The following is a 19,891-nucleotide window of genomic DNA, read 5'->3' on the forward strand; positions in this document are numbered from 1 at the left end:
TGGGCCCGGCCGGCCGGACTTGACCGGCGCGCGCTGCCCACCCTCATCCCTCGCCCGGCGCGGCGCGGCAGGCAAGGGCGGAGGCGCCCTCCGCCCCGCCCGGCGCGCGCCCGCCGCCACGACGACGCCTCGCAAGGTCGGAATGTTCGCACTGATCCGCCAGGACCGCGACCTCAGGGTGGACTTCTTCCGCGGCCTCGCGCTGTGGATCATCTTCGTCAACCACATCCCCGGCAACTGGCTCGGCCTGGTCACGCCGCGGAACTACGTGCTGGCGGACGCGACCGAGACCTTCGTGCTGCTGGCGGGCTACGCGGCGGGCCTCGCCTACGGGATGGTGATGGACCGGCAGGGCTGGGCGTTCGCCGCCTCGCGCGTGATGGGGCGGGTGTTCACGCTCTACGTCGCGCACATCTTCCTGCTGGTCGTCTTCACGGCGCAGGTCGGCTACTCGGCGGAGCGGCTGGACACCCACGCCTATCTCGACGAGCTGCAGCTCGACCCCTTCGCGCGCGAGCCCTACCGCGCGCTGCTGGAGGCGCTGCTGCTCCGCTACCAGCCCTCCTTCCTGAACATCCTGCCGCTCTACGTCGTGCTGCTCGCCATGTTCGCCCTGGCGATGCCGCTGATGCGGCGGACCTGGCTCCTGCTCGGCGCCTCGGCGGCGCTCTACGCCGCGACGCGGACCTTCGGCTGGGACCTGCCCTCCTGGAGCGGCGAGGGCTGGTTCTTCAACCCGCTCGGCTGGCAGCTCCTGTTCTTCATCGGCTGCGCGCTCGGCTACCGCCCGCCGGGGGGCGGCGCGCCGCTCGCGGTGCCCTACAGGCGCTCCCTCGTCGTGCTCTCGCTCGCGCTGCTCGCCGCGGGCGTGGTGGCGACCCAGCTCCTCTACTTCCGCTGGGACGTCGCCGAGCAGAGGCTGCCGGCGACGGTGGCGCGCTTCCTCGCCGGGATCGACAAGGCGGCGATGCACCCGATGCGGCTCGGCTCGATGCTGGCGCTGACCTATCTCGCGGCGCACTTCATCCCGCGCATGGCGGCCTGGCTGCGCGGCCGGGCGGCGGCGCCGTTCGTGCTGATGGGCCAGCAGGCGCTGCCCGTGTTCTGCGCCGGCATCGCCCTCTCCTTCCTCGGCCGGGTGGCGATCGAGGTCTCCGACCGCTGGGCGATGCAGCTGCTGGTCAACCTGGCCGGGCCGGCCCTGCTGGTCCTGCTCGCCGCCCTGACCGCCTGGTACGAGGCGGAGAAGCGGGCGGGGCGCCGCGGCGCGGCGGCGTCGGCCGCCGCCGGCCTGGCCGCAGTCCCGGCCGCCCCCGGCGCGGCGATCCCCTTGCCGGCGCCGGCCCGCGGCGATAGCGGGTAGCGCCATGCGACGGCCCCGCACCGTCCTGGCCGCGATCGGCTGCGCCGGGCTCCTGCTCGCCCTGGCGGGGCCGGTCGGTGGCCGCGTCGCCGCGGCCGCCGCCTCCCCGCCGCAGGACGCCCCGGCCTGCGGAGCGGCGCCGGAGCTGCTCCGCGCCGGGCAGCCCCTGGGCGGGGCGGCGTCGGGCGTGGCCATCGGGCGACTGCGCATCCTGGCCGTCGGCTCCGCCTCGGTCCACGGGCCCGGCACGAGCGGTGCGGCGGCCGCCTGGCCGGCCCGGCTGGAGGCGCTCCTGCGCGAACGCCTGCCGGGCGTGCGCGTGGAGGTCGAGGCGCGCGGCGGCCGCGGCCTGATCGCGGCCGACCAGTGGGCCCTGGTCGCCGAGGCGCTGCAGCGCGGGCCGCGCCCCGACCTCGTCATCTGGCAGGCCGGCGCGACCGAGGCGGCGCGCAGCCTGCCGGTGGCGAGCCTCACCGAGGGCCTGCTTCCCGGCCTCGACCGCCTGCGCACCCTCGGCGTGGACACGGTGGTGATGGACCTGCAGTTCAGCCGGTTCCTGCGCGCCCATACCGACATCCACGCCTACCGCGAGGCGCTGGCGATGTCCGCGGCCGGCGCCGAGGCCCCCCTGTTCCCGCGCTACGAGCTGATGCGTGCCTGGGCCGAGGCGGGGCAGGTGGACCTCGAGCGCATACCGCGCGACCAGCGCGTCGCCGCGGTGGACAGGCTGAACGACTGCGTCGCCCGGGCGCTGGCCGAGTTCCTCCTCGACGGGATTCAGGAGGCGCGCCGCTGAAGCCGGTGCGGGCGCGGGGGGCGGGGGCCGCCCGGTGCCGGTGACGACGGATCCCCGGCCTCCGGCGCGCGCGCAACAGTGTCCGCGACCTGCGGCGGGTGGCGGAACCGGGCGCCCCCTCGCGAGCTATAGCTGCGCGATGGACGGATTCATTGCCGAACAGGAGCGCCAGTCGCCCGCCCCCCGCCCCCGGGGAACGCCGAGGCGTCGCGCGGCTCCGGCCACGGCCTTCGACCGCTGGCTGCGGCAGGAGCTGATGCGCCTCTACGGTGCGGCGCTGGACGAGCCGGTGCCCGACGACCTGCTGCGCCTGATCGCCGAGGCGTCGCCCGGCGGGAGCGACTGACGGCGGGACCGCCGGGCACCGGCCGAGGTTCAGAACAGCCCGACGATCCGCCCCTCCGCGTCCAGCCCGATCTGCTCCGCCGCAGGGCGCTTCGGCAGCCCGGGCATGGTCATGATGTCCCCGCAGATCGCGACGACGAACCCGGCGCCGGCGCTGAGGCGCACCTCGCGCACCGGCAGGACGTGGCCCTCCGGCGCGCCGAGCAGGGCGGGGTCGGCGGAGAAGCTGTACTGCGTCTTGGCGACGCAGACCGGCAGGCGGCCGAAGCCCTGCTCCTCCCACCGCGCGAGGCGGGCGGCGACGGCGGGCGGGATCTGCACCTCCGCGGCGCGGTAGATCTCGCGCGCGATGGTGCGGAGCTTGTCGGCGAGCGGCATCGCCTCCGGGTAGAGCGGGGCGTAGCGGGCGGTCCCCGCGGCGATGGCGGCGTTCACCGCGCGCGCGAGGTCGAGCGCGCCGGCCGCGCCGTCCGCCCAGTGGGTGCAGAGGACGGCCTCGACGCCGAGGCGCGCCATCGCCTCGCGCACGGCCGCGATCTCCGCCTCGGTGTCCGAGGCGAAGCGGTTCAGCGCGACGATGACCGGCAGGCCGAACTTGCCCATGTTCTCGACGTGCCGCGCGAGGTTCGGGATGCCGCGCGCGAGCGCGGCGAGGTCCTCGCGGGCGAGTTCCGCCTTCGCCGCCCCTCCGTTCAGCTTCAGCGCCCGCACCGTGGCGACGACGACGCAGGCGGCGGGCGCGAGGCCGGCGGCGCGGCACTTGATGTGGAGGAACTTCTCCGCGCCGAGGTCGGCGCCGAACCCGGCCTCGGTCACCACCACCTCGGCCAGACGCAGGCCGAGCCGCGTCGCGACCACGCTGTTGCAGCCATGCGCGATGTTGGCGAAGGGGCCCCCGTGGATCAGCGCCGGCGAGCCCTCCAGCGTCTGCACCAGGTTGGGCGCGAAGGCGTCGCGCAGCAGCGCGGCCATGGCACCGTCGGCCTTGAGGTCGCGCGCGGTCACCGGCGTCCCGTCGCGCCGGTGGCCCACGATGATGCGCCCGAGCCGGGCCTGCAGGTCGGCGAGGTCGCGCGCGAGGCAGAAGATCGCCATCACCTCGGAGGCGACGGTGATGTCGAAGCCGTCCTCGCGCGGCACGCCCTGCGCCGCGCCGCCGAGGCCGACGACCATGCTCCGCAGGTTGCGGTCGTTCATGTCCATCGCCCGGCGCCAGGTGATCCGGCGCGGGTCGAGGCCGAGCCCGTTCCCCCAGTAGAGGTGGTTGTCGGCCATCGCCGCGAGCAGGTTGTTGGCGCTGGTGATGGCGTGGAAGTCGCCGGTGAAGTGGAGGTTGATCTCCTCCATCGGCGCGACCTGCGCGCGGCCGCCGCCCGTCGCCCCGCCCTTGGTGCCGAAGCAGGGCCCGAGCGAGGGCTCGCGCAGGCAGATCATCGCGCGCGTGCCGAGCGCGTTCAGCGCGTCGCCGAGGCCGATGGTGGTGGTGGTCTTGCCCTCGCCCGCCGCGGTCGGGTTGATGCCGGTGACGAGCACCAGCGCGCCGCCGCCGGCACGGGCTTCCGCCGCGCGGACGAAGTCGAGGTCCACCTTCGCCTTGTGGCGGCCGTAAGGGATCAGCGCGGCATCGGGGATGCCGGCGCGCGCCGCGATTTCGGCGATGGGGCGCAGCGGCGTCGCGCGCGCGATCTCGAGGTCGGTCGCCATGCGGCATCTCCCTATGCCGGCCGGCACGGCCGGCACCGCGCCGCGCTTATCCTTCCCGCCGCCGCGCGGCAAGACGGCGCGCCGTCCGCGGCCTGGCGGCGTCCCGGCGCCCATTGGCCGCACCAATGATGCGCATGCCGCGCCTCGATTGGCTTCCCGGCGGGCCGTTGCGCATCTCCGCGTGCGACGGGAGCGCGGCGTCGCCGCCGCCCTCCCCCGCACAGGAGAGAGACCATGATGATCCGCAGCGCGATCCTCGCCGCACTCTTCGCCCTCCCCGGCGCGGGCGCCGCCCAGGCCGCCGACGTCCGCATCACCGGCGGCGCCGAGGCCATGACCGTCGAGTACCTCGGCCCGGCGCCGCACGAGAACGTGCTCGGCGGCGCCGTCGTGCGCGTCACCGGCGGCGGCGACAACGCCGTCCACGCCGTCGAGCGGGTCGAGCACGCGCAGCCGGGCCGTGACGTCGTGATGGCCGGCGGCGGCGACGAGGCGCGCTTTCTCCCGCGCGGCGCCCCGCCGGCCGCCCAGGCACCGCGCGGCTGAGGCGCGACGCGGCGGCCGCGGGGGCGCCCCCGCAGCCGCCGCATCCCCTCAGTGGGCCACGCTCCGCGCCGCCTCGGCGTAGCCGACGCGCCGCTCCGGCGGCACCGGATGGCGGCCCGCGACGCGCTCGAGCAGCATCCGCGCGTCGGCGACCAGCCCGGCCTTCACCGCGGCGTCGAGGAAGAGCTGCTCCAGCACGTCCTGCTGCGCGTGGCTGCCGCCCATGCGGTGCATGATGCCGAGCGCCGGGCGCATCGCCGCGACCGCGCCGGCGAAGTCGCCGCGTCGGTGCGCGAGCACCGCCTCGCAGACCGGGATCGCCGCGTCGCGCACCACCGCCGCGACGGTGCCGCCCGCGGTCGCGACGAATTCGCGCATCGCGTCCAGCATCCGCGCCGCCGCCTGGAAGCGGCCGGTCGCCGCGAGCGCCATCATCCAGTGCGGCAGGGTGAAGGCCGAGAGGCAGTCGCCGATCCGCGCCTCCGCCTTGTCGGCGAGCTCCGCCCAGCGCCCGCCCACCGGCACGCCGCGCAGCTCCAGGCGGAACAGCATCGAGGCGGCGTTCTGCACGTCTATGTAGAGGTCGGGCTGCATCTGCGTGACCGGCGAGGAGAGGTCGCGGAAGCGCCGGTCGTAGAGGTCCAGCACCGCGTCCCATTCGCGCCGCTCCATGTGGAACATGGCGCGGTGCCACCAGAGGTGGTGCTTGAGGTTGTTGCCGCCCTCCCAGTGCGGCTCCAGCGCCTCGGTCCAGGCGACGCCCTCGCCGCGGCGGCCCTGCATCTCGAAGGTGTGCGCCACCGCGTGCGCCGCCCAGAGGTCGCCGCGGTCGAGCTCGATCGCGGCGCGGCCTGCGGCCTCGGCGATCAGGTAGTTGCCGCACTCCTCGTTGGCGAAGGAGCGGCAGGCGAGGACCGCGCCGTAGCCCGGAAGCGCCGCCGACCAGCGCGGCAGCACGCGCTCCACGACGCCGAGCATCCGCTCCGGCGCGCCGAGCCAGAAGGCGTTGAAGTGGTGCAGGCGGAAGGCGAGGATGTCGTGCGGGTGCTCGGCCAGGATCTCCTCCCAGGTCGCGAGCGCGCGGTCGAGCGCGCCTGCGACCCAGTGGCCGAGGGCGGCGGCGTGCATGCGCTCGCGCGGGGTGGCGCGCTCGGTGGCGGCGAGCGCGCGCGCCTGCGCCGCGCGCGCGCGGTCGAGCTGGGCGCTGTTGTAGGCGAGCATGGCGAAGCTGCCGGCCAGCACCTGCGCCATGCCGCATTCCGGATCGGCGGCGAGCAGCGCCTTGAGGTGGGTCGAGGCGTCCAGGCGGTAGCGCAGATAGGCGGCGACGGTGGCATCGAAGGCGGCGACGGCCTCCGCCGAGGCGGCGGTGAGCACCAGACCCTGGGCGTCGCGCAGCGTCATCTCCCTTCCCTCCCTGGCGGCCGGGCGATCATGCGGCGGGCCGCGTAGCCGGACGCATCATGCCGCCGCGGGGCGGCGCGCGGGAAGCCGCGTTCCGCCCGCGCGACGCCGCGCCACAGCGCGCCCGGCGCTGCCGCAACGCGCGACATCGCGGCCGTAACCCGCGAAACCCGAATCCCCATGCGGCGGCATCATCCTGAAACGCGCCTCCCTTACCTCTCGCCGCGTCGGCCGGACGGGCCGAGACCCAGAGAGACAAGGAACGAGACCATGAGCATCTTCCGCAACACCGCGCTGGCCGCCCTGCTGGCGCTCGGCACCGCCGCCGGCGCGGCGCAGGCCCAGACCGTCACCGAGGCGGACCTCCGCGCGTATGTCCCGCCCGGCGCGGGCAACGTCGTCGGGGGCGGCAGCGCGGCGGTGATCGGCAGCGCCGACAACCTGTCCGTGGTGCACAGCGGGCGGGGCCCGGCGCAGGCGGGACGCGACGCCCGCGTGTCGATGGACTCGGGCGAGGTCCAGATCGAGTACCTCGATCCGGCGCCGACCGGACCGGGCCGCCCCGCCGCGCTGACGGGCGGCGCCGACGACAACTCCGTGGTCTATTTCGACGTCGTGCGCCCCGGCCGGGGCTGAGGCCCATGCAGGCTGCAGCCTCCATCCTGCTCCGCTCCGCTGCGTCGCGGAGCGGAGCGGGGGAAGGGAAGAGCGTCGGGATTCCCGTGGTGCCCCTGCACGGCCCTCGGGTTCCTGGCGCCCCGTCGAGGATGTCCCGAGCCACCTGCCGGCCACGCCCCGCGCCACCACGCCCTCGCTGTGCTCCCACGCGCCTCGCGCCGGGCCTCCTGTGCGGGTGCGGCCGAGATCGCCGGATTCGCGGCGGCTCCCGCGCGCTGGCGGCGGCCGCGCCGCTCAGCCCGTACCGGTGCTGCCGAAGCCGCCGGCGCCGCGCGCCGTGTCGGGCAGCGCCGCCACCTCGCGCCAGACGGCGCGCACGACCGGGGCGAGCACGGCCTGGGCGATGCGCATGCCGCGCTCGATCGTGAAGGGCGCGGCGCCGGCGTTGAGCACGATCACCTGCACCTCGCCCCGATAGTCCTCGTCCACCGTGCCCGGGCTGTTCGGCAGCACGATGCCGTGGCGCAGCGCCAGGCCGGAGCGCGGGCGGATCTGCAGCTCGTGCCCGGGGGGCAGCGCGACGCGGAGCCCCGTCGGGATCAGCGCGCGCTCGCCGGGCCGGATCGTGACCGGCTCCGCCACCGCGGCGAGCAGGTCCATCCCCGCCGCGCCGGGCGTGGCATAGGAGGGCAGCGGCAGGCCCTCGGCATGCGGCAGGCGCAGCACCGCGACCTCGGCGGGCGGCGGCAGCGCGCCGGTCATGCGAACGCCGCCGCGATGCGCGCCGCGAGGCGCCGCGCCACCTCCTCCTTCGGCAGGCGCGGCCAGTCCTCGACGCCCTCCGCCGTGACCAGGTGCACCGCGTTCTCCGCCCCGCCCATCACGTCGCCGGAGACGTCGTTGGCCACGATCCAGTCGCAGCCCTTCTTCGCGCGCTTGGCGACGGCGTTGGCGACCACCTCCTCGGTCTCCGCGGCGAAGCCGACGACGAGGCGCGGCCGCCGCGCATGGGCCGCGAGCGTGGCCAGGACGTCCGGGTTGAGCGCGAGGGCGAGCGGCGGCGGCGGCTGGCCCGGCACCTTCTTGATCTTCCGCTCCGCCGCCGCGGCCACGCGCCAGTCCGCCACCGCCGCGGCGCAGACCGCGATGTCGGCGGGCAGCGCCGCCTCGCAGGCGGCGAGCATCTCGCGCGCGCTCTCCACCCGCCGCACCGTCACGCCGGGCGGATCGGCCAGCGCGACCGGGCCCGAGACGAGCGTCACGCGCGCGCCGAGCGCGGCGAGGGCGGCGGCGATCGCATGGCCCTGCCGGCCGGAGGAGCGGTTGGCGATGTAGCGCACCGGATCAATCGCCTCGTGCGTCGGGCCGGAGGTGACGATGGCGTGCCGGCCGGCGAGGGGGCCGGCGGGCGCGAGCAGCGCCTCGATGGCGGCGAGGATCTCGGCCGGCTCGGCGAGGCGGCCGGGGCCGCTTTCCGGCTCCGCCATCGGCCCCTCGTTCGGCCCCACGCACCGCACGCCGCGGGCGCGCAGCGTCGCGAGGTTCGCCTGCGTCGCCGGATGGGTCCACATGCTCGGGTTCATCGCCGGCGCGATCAGGACCGGCCGGTCGGTGGCGAGCAGCACGGTGCTGGCGAGGTCGTCGCAGAGGCCGAGCGCCATCTTCGCCATCAGGTCGGCCGAGGCCGGCGCCACCACCACCAGGTCGGGCAGGCGGGCGAGGCGGATGTGGCCGACCTCCGCCTCCCCGGCGAGCGACCAGAGGTCCTGGTGCACCGCCTCGCCGCTGATCGCCTGCAGGGCGTGCGGGGTGACGAAGCGGGCGCCGGCCGCGGTCAGCAGGCCGGTGACCGCGGCCCCCGCCTTGCGCAGCAGGCGGGCGAGCTCAAGCGCCTTGTAGCCGGCGACGCTGCCCGCGACGATCAGCAACACGCGCTTGCCGGAAAGCGGGGTCATGGCGAGGCCGAGCCTAGCGCGCGCGGCCGGCTTCGGCCATGGCGCGAGCCGGCGGCCGCGCCCTCACAGCCGCCAGCCCGTGTGGATGGCGACGATGCCGCCGGAAAGGTTGCGGTACGCCACCCGCTCCAGCCCCGCCGTGCGCATCATCGCCGCCAGCGTCTCCTGGTCGGGGAAGGTGCGGATGCTCTCGGCCAGGTACTCGTAGGCGGCGCGGTCCCGCGCGACGCGCGCGCCGATCTCGGGCAGCACCCTGAACGACCAGGCGTCGTAGAGCGGCACCAGGGGCGCGATCTCGAGGCGCGAGAACTCCAGGCAGTGGAACCGCCCGCCCGGGCGCAGCACGCGGCGCGCCTCGCGCAGCACCGCGTCCTTGTCGGTGCAGTTGCGCAGGCCGAAGGCGATCGAGACCTTCTCCACCGAGCGGTCGGGCAAGGGCAGGCGCTCGGCGTCGGCGCAGAGGAAGGAGAGGCCGGCGGCGAGGCCGCGCTCCAGCGCCCTCCCCTCGGCCACCTCCAGCATGGCGGGGTTGACGTCGGACAGGATCACCCGCCCGGCGCCGCGCTCCAGCGCCGCGAAGGCGATGTCCCCCGTGCCGCCGGCGAGGTCGAGCAGCGTCTCCCGCGGGCTCGCGCCGATCGCCGCGACGAAGGCGCGCTTCCACAGCCGGTGGACGCCGAGCGACATCAGGTCGTTCATCAGGTCGTAGCGCGGCGCCACGCTCTCGAACACCTGGCGCACGAGGCCGGCCTTGGCCGCACGCGGCACCTCGCGGAAGCCGAAATCGGTGCTATCGGGGGAGCGGCCCTCGGCGGTCATGGGCAAGACCATAGCGCCGCGGGGCGGAAGGGGAAGCCTCATGCCGGAACTGCCCGAGGTCGAGACGGTGATGCGCGGACTCTCCGCGGTGCTGGCCGGCCGGCGCATCGTGCGGGCGGAGGTGCGGCGGGAGGGCATGCGCTTTCCCTTCCCGCCCGGGCTCAAGGAACGGCTGGAGGGCCGGCGCGTGCTCGGCTTCCGCCGCCGCGGCAAGTACATCCTGATGCGGCTCGAGGGTGGCGAGAGCGTGCTGATCCATCTCGGCATGTCCGGGCGCATGGTGGCGCGGCGGGCCGGGGCCCCTCCGGCGCCGCGGTTCGGCCCGCAGGGGGCCGCCTCGGACGCGCGCGGCGGGACCGCCCCGCCGGACGCGCACGAGCACCTGGTGATCGAGACCGAGGACGGCATGCGCATCGGCTTCGTGGACCCGCGCCGCTTCGGCTGCGTGGACCTGGTGCCGACCGCGGAGGAGGACCGGCACCGGCTGCTGCGCGGCCTCGGGCCGGAGCCGCTGGACGATTCCTTCACGCCCGAGGTGCTGTCCGCCGCCCTCGCCGGCCGGCGGACCTCGATCAAGGCGGCGCTGCTCGACCAGCGGGTGGTCGCGGGCCTCGGCAACATCTACGCCTGCGAGGCGCTGTTCCGCGCCGGCATCTCGCCGCGCCGCGCGGCGCACACCATCCCGGGCGAGCGCGCCGCGCGCCTGGTGTCGGCGATCAAGGCGGTGCTCGAGGAGAGCATCCGCGCCGGCGGCTCGTCCCTGCGCGACTACGTCCGCGCGGACGGCGAGATCGGCGCCTTCCAGGAGCGCTTCGCGGTCTACGGCCGCGAGGGCCAGCGCTGCGAGCGCTGCCCCGGCCCGCCGCGGTGCCGGGGCGGCATCCGCCGCATCGTGCAGGCCGGCCGTTCTACCTTCTACTGCCCCCTGACCCAGCGTTGAGGCGCCGCCGGTCCTGCGCTAGACGGGCGCACCCCCTCAACCGGAGGACCGACGCGCCATGGCCGAGTACGGCATGATCCTGGTCGAGACCCAGGGCAGGGTCGGCGTGATCCGCCTGAACCGCCCGCAGGCCCTGAACGCGCTCTGCGACCGGCTGATGGACGAGCTCGGGCAGGCGCTGCTCGCCTTCGACGCCGACGACGCGGTCGGCGCGATCGTGCTGACCGGCAGCGAGAAGGCCTTCGCCGCCGGCGCCGACATCAAGGAGATGCGCGACCGCACCTATCCCGCCGTCTATCGCGACGACTGGATCGGCGAGAAGTGGGAGACGGTGCTCAGGGTGCGCAAGCCCGTGATCGCCGCGGTCGCCGGCTTCGCCCTCGGCGGCGGCTGCGAGCTGGCGATGATGTGCGACATCATCCTGGCGGCGGAGAACGCGAAGTTCGGCCAGCCCGAGATCAATCTCGGCGTCATCCCGGGCGCCGGCGGCACCCAGCGGCTGACGCGGGCGGTCGGCAAGTCCAAGGCGATGGAGATGATCCTCACCGGCCGGATGATGGACGCCGCCGAGGCGGAGCGGTCGAACCTCGTCGCCCGCGTGGTGCCGACCGGGCAGCTCCTGGACGAGGCGGTGAAGCTCGGCGAGCGGATCGCCTCGCTCTCCGCCCCCTCCGTCGCGATGGCGAAGGAGGCCGTGAACGTCGCCCACGAGACGACGCTGCGCGAGGGCGTGCGCTTCGAGCGGCGGCTGTTCCTCTCCCTGTTCGCGACCGAGGACCAGAAGGAGGGGATGGCGGCCTTCGTCGAGAAGCGCAAGCCGAACTTCCGCAACGCCTGAGCGTGCGCCGGCGCACGGCGCCGGCCACGCCTTGACTGGGCCGGGGGCGGCGACTAGAACCCCGGCCTTCGCCGTGGCGGGCCGCTTCCGGTCCCGCGCGGCGCCCCCCTCGAACGACGTCCGGTCCGAAACCCGATCAGTCATGGCGAACACGGCTTCCGCGCGCAAGCGCATCCGGCAGACGGAGAAGCGCACCGCCCGCAACAAGGCGCGCCGCTCCCGCGTGCGCACCTTCCTCCGCAAGGTGGAGCAGGCGATCTCCGGCGGCGACCACACGGCGGCGCAGGAGGCGTTCCGCGCCGCCCAGCCGGAGCTGCATCGCGCGGTGAGCAAGGGCGTGCTCCACCGCAATACGGTGGCGCGCAAGCTGTCGCGCCTGGCGGCGCGCATCAAGGCGATCGGGCAGGGCGCTGGCGGAGCGGGCGCGCCGGCCTGATCCCGCGCGGCGCCTGACGCCGCGGCGAGGTGTCCCGCCGCGGCGCCTGCGGCCGCGGTACCATCGAGGGCAGGGTGCGGAAGACCGCGTGACGCGGTTTCCGCAGGGCGGGCGCGTGCGCCGGTCCGCCTCCCTTCGCGCCGATGCATGCCGCGCGCAGTTTGCCGTTGGCGGCCCTTCCCCGCCACGATATCGTCCGCCACCGCTCAGCGCGCATCCGGGCCGTTCGCCTCGCGTTGGCGTGCCGGGCAGGCGCGATCGCCGGATCCGGGCGGTCCGCGGCGAGGGACGGAGACGCGTCTGACAGGGGTGGCCTGACGCCGCATGGAGAAGCATTCCGGCATGACCCCATCCGGCAGAGGCGCGGCGGCGTCCGCATCCGCGACGGTCTCCGCCGAGCGGCAGTTGGCGGAAGCATGGGCGCGCGTCCGGGGACGCCTGCGCGACGAGGTCGGCGAGGTCGAGTACCGCACCTGGCTGCGCCAGATGACGCTCGCCGGCGTCGAGGGCGACGAGGCCATCGTGCAGTTGCCGACCCGCTTCCTGCGCGACTGGGTGCGCGGCCATTACGGAGACCGGCTGCGCGCGCTCTGGCAGCAGGAGTATCCCGGCGTACGCCGCGTCGAGGTGCGCGTCGCGCGCGCCGCCGCCGCGCCCCCCGCCGCCAGCGCGGACGGCGCCGGGACGGCGGCCTCTCTCGCCCGCACGCCCGCCGGCCATGACAGCGCCGGCCAGACGGACGGCGGACGCGCGGACGCCGATGGCCTCGCCGAACCGCTGGCGACCGTGCGGACCGCCGCCGCGCGCCCGCCCTCGGCCTCGGCGGCCGATCCCCGCACCACGGAATGGGCGGCGCCGCTCGATGCGCGCTTCACCTTCGACAGCTTCGTCGTCGGCAAGCCGAACGAGTTCGCCTACGCCTGCGCCCGCCGCGTCGCCGAGCGGCCGGCGAGCCCGGGCTTCAACCCGCTCTTCCTCTACGGCGGCGTCGGCCTCGGCAAGACCCACCTGATGCACGCCGTCGCCTGGGCGATCCGCGAGACGCACCCGACGAAGACCGTGGCGTACATGAGCGCCGAGAAGTTCATGTACCGCTTCATCGCCGCGCTGCGCAGCCAGTCCACGATGGAGTTCAAGGAATCGCTCCGCGCCGTGGACGTGCTGATGATCGACGACCTGCAGTTCCTGATCGGCAAGGACAACACGCAGGAGGAGTTCTTCCACACCTTCAACGCGCTGGTGGACGCCGGCAAGCAGATCGTCGTCAGCGCCGACAAGTCGCCCTCCGACCTCTCCGGCCTCGAGGACCGGCTGCGCACCCGGCTCGGCTGCGGCATGGTGGCCGACATCCACGCCACCACCTACGAGCTGCGCCTCTCGATCCTGCAGGCCAAGGCCGCGGCGGCGGGCGTGCCGGTGCCGCCCAAGGTGATGGAGTTCCTCGCCCACAAGATCACCTCGAACGTGCGCGAGCTGGAGGGCGCGCTGAACCGGCTGATCGCGCACGCCAACCTGTTCGGCCGCCCGATCACGCTGGAGGGCGCGCAGGAGGTGCTGCACGACATCCTGCGCGCGCACGACCGGCGGGTGACGATCGAGGAGATCCAGAAGCGCGTCGCCGAGCACTACAACATCCGGCTGACCGACATGAGCAGCGCCCGGCGCGCGCGCAACGTCGCCCGCCCGCGCCAGGTGGCGATGTACCTCGCCAAGCAGCTCACCTCGCGGAGCCTGCCCGAGATCGGCCGGCGCTTCGGCAACCGCGACCACACCACGGTGATGCACGCGGTGAGCCGCGTCGCCGAGCTGATGCAGCAGGACGCCGCCTTCGCCGAGGACGTCGAGCTGCTGCGGCGGATGCTGGAGACCTGAACCGCGGCCGGCGCGCCGGCCGCCCCCGCGGCGCCCTTCCGCCCTACCGGACGGCTTCTCGCCCTCGACGGCCGCTGCTAGAGTGCGCGCCCCGCCGCGCCGGCGGGGGCCGGCGCGTCCTTGCGGCGGGCCGGGACCCGGCGCGGCCGGGATGGGGAAGCAGGGGGAGTCGGGGCGGAATCCCGGCTCCGGCGGCGTCGGGAAGAATCGGGTGCCATGAAGTTCACGGTGGACCGGGCGGTGCTGCTCAAGGCGCTCGCGCACGTGCAGAGCGTGGTCGAGCGCCGCAACACCATCCCCATCCTGGCCAACGTCCTGCTCGAGGCGACCAAGGACGGCACGCTGCGCCTGACCGCGACCGACATGGAGATCGCCATCGTCGAGGAGGTCGCCGGCGCCGCCGTCGCCCAGCCCGGCCGCACCACCGCCCCGGCGGCGACGCTCTACGAGATCGTGCGCAAGCTGCCGGAGGCCGCGAAGGTCGAGCTGCAGCACCCGGGCGGCGATTCGCCGCTGGCGCTGCGCGCCGGCCGCTTCGCCACCTCGCTGATGGTCCTGCCGGTGGAGGACTTCCCCTCCATGACCGAGGGCAAGCTGCCGACCGCCTTCGCCCTCAAGGCCGGCACGCTGCGCGCGCTGATCGACCGCACCCGCTTCGCCATCAGCACGGAGGAGACGCGCTACTACCTCAACGGCATCTACCTGCACGAGGGCCGGTCGGACGACACGCCGGTGCTGCGCGCCGTCGCCACCGACGGCCACCGCCTCGCCCGCGTCGAGGAGCCGCTGCCGGACGGCGCCAAGGGCATGCCGGGCGTGATCGTGCCGCGAAAGACCGTGAACGAGATCCGCAAGCTCGCCGAGGAGGCGCAGGACGAGATCGAGATCCGCCTCTCCGACACCAAGATCCAGTTCCGCTTCGCCACCGTCGCCCTGACCTCGAAGCTGATCGACGGCACCTTCCCCGAGTACGAGCGCGTGATCCCGCGCGGCAACGACAAGGTGCTGCGCGTGGACAAGAAGGCGTTCGAGGACGCGGTGAACCGCGTCGCGGCGATCAGCACCGAGCGCTCGCGGCCGGTGAAGCTCTCGCTCGATCGCAACCACCTGCTGCTCTCCGCCGTCTCGCCCGAGCAGGGCCAGGCGCAGGAGGAGCTCGACGGCGAGGTGGTGCGCTACGAGCACGGCCCGCTCGAGATCGGCTTCCAGGCGCGCTACCTCACCGACATCACCGGCCTGATCGAGGGCGAGGTCGAGTTCCGCTTCGCCGACGGCTCCGCCCCGACCCTGGTGCAGGACGTGGCGAAGGCCGACGCGCTCTACGTGCTGATGCCGATGCGGGTGTGAGGGGCCGGGGCCGGCCGCTCACTCCCGCGGGATCCCCGCCTCCTCCACGATCCGCGCCCAGCGCGCCAGTTCCCGCTCGGTGAAGGCGCCGAGCGCCTCGGGCGTGCTGGTCGTCGAGGTGATGCCCATGCCGGCGGCGAAGCGCTTCGCCTCCTCGCTCTCGCCGATGGCGACGATCTCGCGGTTGAGCCGCGCGATGATCGGCGCCGGCGTGCCCGCCGGCACCCAGACCGCGTTCCACGAGGCGAAGTCGAAGCCCGGGATGCCGCCCTCCTGCATGGTCGGCACGTCGGGCAGCAGCTCGATCCGCCGCGCCGTGGTGACGGCGAGCGCGCGGATCGTGCCGGCGCGCAGATGCGGCACCGCGGGACCGAGGTCCACCACCATGAACTGGATCCGCCCGCCGAGCAGGTCGGTCATCGCCGCCGGCGTGCCGCGGTAGGTGACCTGCTCGGCCCGGATGCCCGTGGCCGAGGTCAGGAGGTGCGTCCCGGCGAGGCCGCCGGCGTTGCCGATGCCGAAGTTGAGCCGTCCCGGACGGGCCCGCGCGTGGGCGATGAACTCCTGCAGGTCGCGCGCCGGGAAGTCCGCCCGCACCAGCAGCGCCAGGGCGTTGATCGTCAGCATCGAGACCGGGGCGAAGTCGCGGATCGGGTCGAAGCCCGGCGCCCGGAGCAGGTTCGGGTTCGCCGCGTGGGTCGAGACCGTGCCGAAGAACACGGTGTAGCCGTCCGGCGCCGCGCGGGCGGCGGCGCGCGTCGCGATCACGCCGTTCGCGCCGCCCATGTTCTCGACCGGCACGGACTGGCCGAGGCTGCGCGCCAGGCGCTCGGAATAGAACCGGGCGAGCGTGTCGGTGCCGCTGCCGGCGGGGAACGGGACCAGGATGCGCACCGGCCGCGTCGGCCACGCCACCTCCTGCGTCGCGCCCGCGGTCGCGGCGACCGGAAGCGCGCCGAGCAGCGCGAGGCAGCGGCGCCGCGGCAGTCCGGTCGGGAGCGGCGTGCGGGATGGCGTCATGGGCGCCCTCGTCCTCCATCGTCCAGGAACCGCGCGCATCTTGCCTGCGCCGGGCGGGCCCGCCCAGGCCCGGCGGCGGCCGGCCCGCTTCCCGCCACGATCGTCGCGCGACCGGCCCGCATTCCCGCGTCCGGCACCGGCTGCTAAGCACCGGGGGTGTTGCCCGATACCCCGCCCGGCCTGCGCCTGACCCGGCTGATGCTGCGCGACTTCCGCAGCTACCCCGACCTGGAGGCCTCCTTCCGCGCCCGCATCGTCGTCGTCACCGGCGAGAACGGCGCCGGCAAGACGAACCTGCTCGAGGCGATCTCGCTGCTCGGCCCCGGCCGCGGCCTGCGCGGCGCGCGCATGGCCGAGCTCGGCCGCCGCCGGCCCGGGCAGGACCCGCTCCCCTGGGCCGCCGCCGGCCGCTTCGAGAACGCGCACGGCCATTTCGACGTCGGCACCGGCACCGCACCCCCCTCTCCCGAAGGCTGCGGCGGCTCCGACCGCCGCGCCTGGCGGCTCGACAATGCCCCCGTCCGCTCGGCGGGCGACCTCGCCGAGCGCGTCGCGGCGGTCTGGCTGACGCCGCAGATGGACCGGCTGTTCCAGGAGAGCGCCTCCGGCCGCCGCCGCTTCCTCGACCGCCTCGTCTGGGCCCTGGAGCCGAGCCATGCCCGCGAGGTCGCCGCCTACGAGAACGCGATGGCCCAGCGCAACCGGCTGCTCTCGGAGGGGCGCCGCGACGCCTCCTGGCTCGGCGCGCTGGAGGACGCCATGGCGCGCCACGGCGTCGCCGTCGCGGCGGCGCGGCGCGGCCTCGCGGCCCGGCTCAACGCCGTGCTGGCCGAGGGCGTCACCGGCGCCTTCCCCGCCGCGCGGCTCGACCTGGTCTGCCCCCTCTGCGGCGCCCTCGGCCGCGAGCCCGCCCTCGCGGTGGAGGAGCGGCTGCGCGCCGACCTCGCCGCCGGCCGGGGGCGCGACGCGGCAGCGGGCGGCGCGGCGGTCGGCGCCCACCGCGCCGACATGATGCTCATCCACCTGCCCAAGAACCTGCCCGCGGAGCTCTGCTCGACCGGGGAGCAGAAGGCGCTGCTCGTTTCGGTGGTGCTCGCCCATGCCGCGCTGATCGCCGAGGCGCGCGGCTTCGCCCCCCTGCTGCTGCTCGACGAGGTCGCCGCGCATCTCGACGCGCCGCGGCGCGAGGCGCTGTTCGCCGCCCTCGCCGCGCTGCCCGCCCAGGCCTTCCTCACGGGCACCGATTCCGCCCTCTTCGCCCCCCTCCGCGGCCGTGCCGAGGGCTTTCGGGCGCAGCCCGGGAATCTCCTTCCGGACGCGGATTTTCCGATGCCGGAATGCGCGTGAATCCCTATATTATTCAGGCCAATCCGCCCGATCTGCAGAGGAGTCCGCCGCCGGCATGAGCGAAGCCGCGCGCGCCCAGGTCCCGCCCCCGGCCGATGCCGCCGGAGACGACTACACCAGCGCCTCCATCACCGTGCTGCGCGGCCTCGAGGCCGTGCGCAAGCGCCCCGGCATGTACATCGGCGACACCGATGACGGCTCGGGCCTGCACCACATGGCCTTCGAGATCATCGACAACGCCGTGGACGAGGCGCAGGCCGGCTTCGCCACGCGCTGCGAGGTGGTGCTGAACGGCGACGGCTCCGTCACGGTGCGCGACGACGGGCGCGGCATCCCGGTGGACATCCACCCGGAGGAGGGCGTCTCCGCCGCCGAGGTGGTGCTGACGCGCCTGCACGCGGGGGGCAAGTTCAACCAGAACAGCTACAAGGTCTCGGGCGGCCTGCACGGCGTCGGCGCCGCGGTGGTCAACGCGCTCTCCGAGTGGATGGAGGTGCGCATCTGGCGCCAGGGGCACGAGCACCTGATCCGCTTCGCGCACGGCGAGACGGTGCAGCCGCTCACCGTGGTCGGCCCCTCCGACCGTCCGACCGGGACCGAGGTCACCTTCAAGCCCTCCCCCCTCACCTTCTCGCGCACCGAGTTCGACTTCGCGGTGCTCGAGCGGAGGCTGCGCGAGCTCGCCTTCCTCAACTCCGGCCTCCGCATCACGCTCCGCGACGAGCGCCACGCGCCGCCGCAGGAGGTCGAGTTCCACTACGACGGCGGCCTCGTCGCCTTCGTCGAGTGGCTGGACAAGGGCAAGACCCCGCTCTTCCCGCAGCCGATCTCCGTCGTCTCGAAGGAGCAGGAGGGCATCCGCGTCGAGCTGGCGATGCGCTGGAACGACAGCTACCACGAGACGATGCTGTGCTTCACCAACAACATCCCGCAGCGCGACGGCGGCACGCACCTCGCGGGCTTCCGCCAGGCGCTGACGCGGGTGGTGGCGCGGTACGCGGAAGGGATCGCCAAGAGGGACAAGGTCGCGCTCACCGGCGAGGACATGCGCGAGGGGCTGACCGCGGTGCTCTCGGTCAAGGTCCCGGACCCGAAGTTCAGCAGCCAGACCAAGGACAAGCTGGTCTCCTCCGAGGTCCAGCCGGCGGTGCAGGCCGCCGTCGCCGACGCGCTCGCCCACTGGTTCGAGACGCACCCGAAGGAGGCGAAGGACGTCGTCGGCAAGATCCTCGACGCCGCCGCGGCGCGCGAGGCGGCGCGCAAGGCGCGCGAGCTCACCCGCCGCAAGGGCGTGCTCGACGTCTCCACCCTGCCCGGCAAGCTCGCCGACTGCCAGGAGCGCGACCCGGCGAAGAGCGAGCTCTTCATCGTCGAGGGCGACAGCGCGGGCGGCAGCGCCAAGCAGGGGCGCAACCGCGCCTTCCAGGCGATCCTGCCGCTCAAGGGCAAGATCCTCAACGTCGAGCGCGCGCGCTTCGACAAGATGCTGTCCTCGGCCGAGATCGGCACGCTGATCACCGCGCTCGGCACCGGCATCGGGCGCGACGAGGCGGAGAAGGGCGGCTTCGACATCAACAAGCTGCGCTACCACCGCATCATCATCATGACCGACGCGGACGTGGACGGCAGCCACATCCGCACCCTGCTGCTGACCTTCTTCTTCCGCCAGATGCCGCAGATCATCGAGCGCGGCCACCTCTACATCGCCCAGCCGCCGCTCTACCGGGCGAAGCGCGGCAACGAGGAGCGCTACCTGAAGGACGACCGGGCGCTGGAGGACTACCTGCTGGAGAAGGCGCTCGCCGGCGCGCGGCTGCGCCTCGCCGACGGCGCGGAACTCGCCGGCGAGGAGCTGCGCGCCGCGGTGGAGGCGCTGCGCCAGGCGGCGGCGCGCATCCGCCGCCTCGCCGCGGTGGTGCCGGCGGCGCTGGTCGAGCAGGCGGCGGTGGCCGGCGCGCTCACCCTCGACCCGGCCCGCGCGACCGCCGCCGCCGCGGCGCTGGTCGAGCGGCTGAACGCGCTCGCCCCGGAGAGCGAGCGCCACTGGCACGCGCTGGCGGACGCCGACGGGCTCAAGCTCTGGCGCACCGTGCGCGGCGTCACCGAGCGCCACGCCCTCGACGCCACCGCGCTGAAGAGCGCCGAGGCCCGCTGGCTCGACGAGCGGCGCGAGCGCCTGGCGCGCGAGTTCGGCGCCGGCGCCGGCTCGGCCGCGCTGGTCCTGGACGGCGCCGAGCACGCGGTGCACGGCCCGCTCGCCGCCTTCGAGCGCATCCTCCAGCAGGGCCGCAGGGGCGTCACCATCTCCCGCTTCAAGGGCCTGGGCGAGATGAACCCGGAGCAGCTCTGGAAGACCACCCTCGACCCGGAGGCGCGCGTCCTGCTCAAGGTGCGGATCGAGGACGTGGAGGACGCCGAGCAGGTCTTCTCCACCCTGATGGGCGACGTGGTGGACCCGCGGCGCGACTTCATCGTGCGCAACGCCCTCAAGGTCGCGAACCTGGACGTCTGACGGGCGCGGCGCGCCGTCGCCTCTCGACG

The 19,891-nt window shown here is 74.8% G+C and carries 17 protein-coding genes; 11 read left to right on the forward strand and 6 right to left on the reverse strand.

All coding sequences use genetic code 11. From position 1 onward, the window contains the following. Window positions 1–142: 142 nt before the first annotated feature. Together IEX99_RS18960 and IEX99_RS18965 are read left to right on the forward strand one after the other, a co-directional pair. Entirely contained in the window at window positions 143–1,363 is a 1,221-nt protein-coding gene (locus IEX99_RS18960) for an OpgC family protein (RefSeq protein WP_188903201.1), read from the forward strand. A gap of 4 nt (window positions 1,364–1,367) precedes the next feature. Continuing rightward, window positions 1,368–2,159 carry an SGNH/GDSL hydrolase family protein gene (locus tag IEX99_RS18965; RefSeq protein WP_188903203.1) on the forward strand — a complete coding sequence of 264 codons (792 nt, stop codon included), beginning with the start codon at window positions 1,368–1,370 and terminating at the stop codon, window positions 2,157–2,159. A 375-nt stretch (window positions 2,160–2,534) separates the two neighbouring features. Here IEX99_RS18965 and IEX99_RS18970 read toward each other — a convergent pair whose 3' ends face one another. Next, window positions 2,535–4,208 carry a formate--tetrahydrofolate ligase gene (locus tag IEX99_RS18970; RefSeq protein WP_188903205.1) on the reverse strand — a complete coding sequence of 558 codons (1,674 nt, stop codon included), beginning with the start codon at window positions 4,206–4,208 and terminating at the stop codon, window positions 2,535–2,537. 234 nt (window positions 4,209–4,442) lie between these two features. Between IEX99_RS18970 and IEX99_RS18975 the strand changes: the two genes are divergently transcribed. Continuing rightward, window positions 4,443–4,754, forward strand: a complete 312-nt coding sequence (locus IEX99_RS18975; protein ID WP_188903207.1) for a hypothetical protein — start codon at window positions 4,443–4,445, stop codon at window positions 4,752–4,754. Between the two features lie 48 nt (window positions 4,755–4,802). Here the strand turns inward: IEX99_RS18975 and IEX99_RS18980 are convergent, their stop codons facing one another. Next, window positions 4,803–6,158 carry a tetratricopeptide repeat protein gene (locus IEX99_RS18980; protein ID WP_188903209.1) on the reverse strand — a complete coding sequence of 452 codons (1,356 nt, stop codon included), beginning with the start codon at window positions 6,156–6,158 and terminating at the stop codon, window positions 4,803–4,805. A gap of 270 nt (window positions 6,159–6,428) precedes the next feature. Between IEX99_RS18980 and IEX99_RS18985 the strand changes: the two genes are divergently transcribed. After that, the gene (locus tag IEX99_RS18985; RefSeq protein WP_188903211.1) at window positions 6,429–6,794 is read left to right on the forward strand and encodes a hypothetical protein; all 366 of its coding nucleotides are present in this window, start codon (window positions 6,429–6,431) and stop codon (window positions 6,792–6,794) included. Window positions 6,795–7,070: 276 nt separating this feature from the next. Here the strand turns inward: IEX99_RS18985 and dut are convergent, their stop codons facing one another. From dut to IEX99_RS19000, 3 genes are all read right to left on the reverse strand, one after another. Continuing rightward, window positions 7,071–7,538, reverse strand: coding sequence for a dUTP diphosphatase (dut, locus tag IEX99_RS18990; protein WP_188903213.1), 468 nt, complete (start codon window positions 7,536–7,538; stop codon window positions 7,071–7,073). Continuing rightward, the gene (coaBC, locus tag IEX99_RS18995) at window positions 7,535–8,731 is read right to left on the reverse strand and encodes a bifunctional phosphopantothenoylcysteine decarboxylase/phosphopantothenate--cysteine ligase CoaBC (protein ID WP_188903215.1); all 1,197 of its coding nucleotides are present in this window, start codon (window positions 8,729–8,731) and stop codon (window positions 7,535–7,537) included. The genes dut and coaBC overlap by 4 nt, the downstream gene beginning before the upstream one ends. A 63-nt stretch (window positions 8,732–8,794) precedes the next feature. Then, window positions 8,795–9,550, reverse strand: coding sequence for a class I SAM-dependent methyltransferase (locus IEX99_RS19000; RefSeq protein ID WP_229678144.1), 756 nt, complete (start codon window positions 9,548–9,550; stop codon window positions 8,795–8,797). Between the two features lie 40 nt (window positions 9,551–9,590). On the opposite strand from IEX99_RS19000, the gene mutM reads away from it, so the two are divergent. The 5 genes from mutM to dnaN all read left to right on the forward strand — a co-directional run bounded on the left by mutM (window position 9,591) and on the right by dnaN (window position 14,983). Further along, window positions 9,591–10,490 carry a bifunctional DNA-formamidopyrimidine glycosylase/DNA-(apurinic or apyrimidinic site) lyase gene (gene mutM, locus IEX99_RS19005; RefSeq protein WP_188903217.1) on the forward strand — a complete coding sequence of 300 codons (900 nt, stop codon included), beginning with the start codon at window positions 9,591–9,593 and terminating at the stop codon, window positions 10,488–10,490. Window positions 10,491–10,548: 58 nt separating this feature from the next. Further along, entirely contained in the window at window positions 10,549–11,328 is a 780-nt protein-coding gene (locus IEX99_RS19010) for an enoyl-CoA hydratase (protein WP_188903219.1), read from the forward strand. A gap of 142 nt (window positions 11,329–11,470) precedes the next feature. Further along, window positions 11,471–11,764, forward strand: a complete 294-nt coding sequence (rpsT, locus tag IEX99_RS19015; RefSeq protein WP_188903221.1) for a 30S ribosomal protein S20 — start codon at window positions 11,471–11,473, stop codon at window positions 11,762–11,764. A gap of 324 nt (window positions 11,765–12,088) precedes the next feature. Further along, entirely contained in the window at window positions 12,089–13,636 is a 1,548-nt protein-coding gene (gene dnaA, locus IEX99_RS19020; RefSeq protein WP_188903223.1) for a chromosomal replication initiator protein DnaA, read from the forward strand. Window positions 13,637–13,852: 216 nt separating this feature from the next. Then, window positions 13,853–14,983 (forward strand): DNA polymerase III subunit beta, encoded by a 1,131-nt coding sequence (dnaN, locus tag IEX99_RS19025; protein WP_188903225.1) that lies wholly within the window; start codon window positions 13,853–13,855, stop codon window positions 14,981–14,983. 18 nt (window positions 14,984–15,001) lie between these two features. Here dnaN and IEX99_RS19030 read toward each other — a convergent pair whose 3' ends face one another. Beyond that, the gene (locus IEX99_RS19030) at window positions 15,002–16,003 is read right to left on the reverse strand and encodes a Bug family tripartite tricarboxylate transporter substrate binding protein (RefSeq protein ID WP_188903227.1); all 1,002 of its coding nucleotides are present in this window, start codon (window positions 16,001–16,003) and stop codon (window positions 15,002–15,004) included. 198 nt (window positions 16,004–16,201) lie between these two features. Here IEX99_RS19030 and recF point away from each other — a divergent pair, with 198 nt between their 5' ends. Both recF and gyrB read left to right on the forward strand, forming a co-directional pair. Then, on the forward strand, window positions 16,202–17,350 hold the full coding sequence (gene recF, locus IEX99_RS19035; RefSeq protein ID WP_188903278.1) for a DNA replication/repair protein RecF: 1,149 nt from the start codon (window positions 16,202–16,204) through the stop codon (window positions 17,348–17,350). Window positions 17,351–17,405: 55 nt separating this feature from the next. Further along, window positions 17,406–19,862 (forward strand): DNA topoisomerase (ATP-hydrolyzing) subunit B, encoded by a 2,457-nt coding sequence (gene gyrB, locus IEX99_RS19040; RefSeq protein ID WP_188903229.1) that lies wholly within the window; start codon window positions 17,406–17,408, stop codon window positions 19,860–19,862. The last annotated feature ends 29 nt before the right edge of the window (window positions 19,863–19,891 follow it).

The sequence above is a fragment of the Caldovatus sediminis genome, assembly GCF_014644455.1.
In the GTDB taxonomy this organism is placed as follows: Bacteria; Pseudomonadota; Alphaproteobacteria; order Acetobacterales; family Acetobacteraceae; genus Caldovatus; species Caldovatus sediminis.